At 40.2% G+C, this 1,902-nt stretch carries 2 protein-coding genes; one reads left to right on the forward strand and one right to left on the reverse strand.

Going from position 1 to position 1,902, the window contains the following annotated elements; genetic code table 11:
• Window positions 1-272 precede the first annotated feature (272 nt).
• Complete coding sequence (locus EKM76_RS13185) at window positions 273-764, forward strand: hypothetical protein (RefSeq protein WP_125551010.1); 492 nt, start codon at window positions 273-275, stop codon at window positions 762-764.
• Between the two features lie 112 nt (window positions 765-876).
• Here the strand turns inward: EKM76_RS13185 and EKM76_RS13190 are convergent, their stop codons facing one another.
• Window positions 877-1,596 carry a hypothetical protein gene (locus EKM76_RS13190; protein WP_125551011.1) on the reverse strand — a complete coding sequence of 240 codons (720 nt, stop codon included), beginning with the start codon at window positions 1,594-1,596 and terminating at the stop codon, window positions 877-879.
• Window positions 1,597-1,902 lie beyond the last annotated feature (306 nt).

Genomic DNA, 1,902 nt, shown 5'->3' on the forward strand with positions numbered 1-1,902 from the left:
GAGTTCATGGGTCTTCATATCCTTTCAAATGACGCTGTAGTGGGTGAAATTTGTGTATGGGGCCTGTGGGCTTTTTTTATTTTACACAAAAATCCTGTTAATAGATTACCACGTTGGTCAATCTATCAACAGGAAAAAGTATAGAGCCGATTAAATCAATAGCTTTAGCGGCATTTAAACGCCGTTAAAGCTATTTTTTAGATAAAAATTTAACAATTCAGCTGAAATCAGGTAAACTTACTTTATATTCATTAAGAAAATGAGGTTATTCAATGGCAACTCAAACATTAAGTCAATTAGCAGATTATTTAGAAGCACATAATGACAAAATTAAAATTGGTGAAGAAGTATTCGTGCCCGAGTCAATTTACACTGCACTTGATCAGCTGGCTATTTTAGCTAAACCCGTTCAAACGTATTTTACGATCAGCGAAGATACTTATTACGAACAAGAATCAGATCACCTATTGACGCTACAGGGTGGCAAACAACCACTGAGCGGCTTGAAAGATCGAATCATCGTCACACACACCGACGGCGAATTAAGCGCTGGTGACCTGCATTACAGCTATGCTCACGAAGATGCCTATAGCACCGGCTACGATGTCCAGACTGACTTACACCTTTTGACTTATGGCTTAGAAGTTATCGGCGCAACCGATAACTTGGACCATGAACAAGTTCAGAAAACATTGGCCAAGGATGCCGTTTTAAGCTTAGCATTAGCCGCCAAAGCAGTTGCTGACTGGCAAGCAAGTAAATAATATCGATCTAGCAGAAGTGGCTAAATGCCACTTCTTTTTAATTTCACCACTACTATCTATCGCTGTGTTGGCCGGTTGACGCCAAGTATAATGTCACAGTAGATTTATCACATCAACCGTTATAAACGGTGGCAATACGCTGAATCATCAGCCATTCAGGCACGTTTGCTAAGCGGGAAGCCGTCTGCGCAATGATACTTGCGCGCGGTGTGTTAAATAACATCATTTGATTGTGCGTATCAACAACATTAAGCAGCGGCTCATTTAAATCCATCGCCAGCTCAGTGACTCGCACTACTAAATCATCTGGTAATAGTAAGGCACCCGCTAATTTATCCACCGTCCACTTGGTCATAGCAGCCTGATTCTCGGTAAAATCGGGAATGTATTCCGCAATATTCAGAATATAAGTTGCCAATCCTTGGCCAACCAGCCAAGCTTGTTGCTGATAAGTCACCGCATGGCCAGTGACGATCAACACGGCCTCCACCCGCCGTTCGTTACGGCCGACCCCAGTATGCGGCCGATGAAGCATAAAATCAGTTTTTAACTCGCTACTATAATTGATACGCACACATAACGATTGGGCTAATCCAAGTAAATCAATACAAGTATTTGTGCCCGCTAGACGTAAATGGCCAAGATAATCAAGCATCGTAGGAAAATCACGGATAATATCACCATAGACGTATTGGCCGTACTGCCAGTAATTTTCTTCTGTCTGAATTTCTGTACCGTCACTTATCACGGAGCTAGACTCAGATTTAAGAGTTTGCAATGCACGTGTACGTTTATTTAATTTTTGCTTTTTTCGTTTTTTATCTTTATTCACACTGACCAAATCCCTTCCATGAATTAATTTTATTATTAGACAAGTGAATTACTACTATTAGTATAGTAAATTTTAGCGCCATATTATGACGTTTCATTAAACATTCGTTTAACGCAATACTCAAATCATGCGCATAAAAAAGAGCCGCGACAAAATTACGGCTCTATACTTTTTCCTGTTGATAGATTGACCAACGTGGTAATCTATTAACAGGATTTTTGTGTAAAATAAAAAAAGCCCACAGGCCCCATACACAAATTTCACCCACTACAGCGTCATTTGAAAGGATATGAAGACCCATGAACT

The organism is Loigolactobacillus zhaoyuanensis (assembly GCF_003946385.1).
GTDB classification, from domain to species: domain Bacteria; phylum Bacillota; class Bacilli; order Lactobacillales; family Lactobacillaceae; genus Loigolactobacillus; species Loigolactobacillus zhaoyuanensis.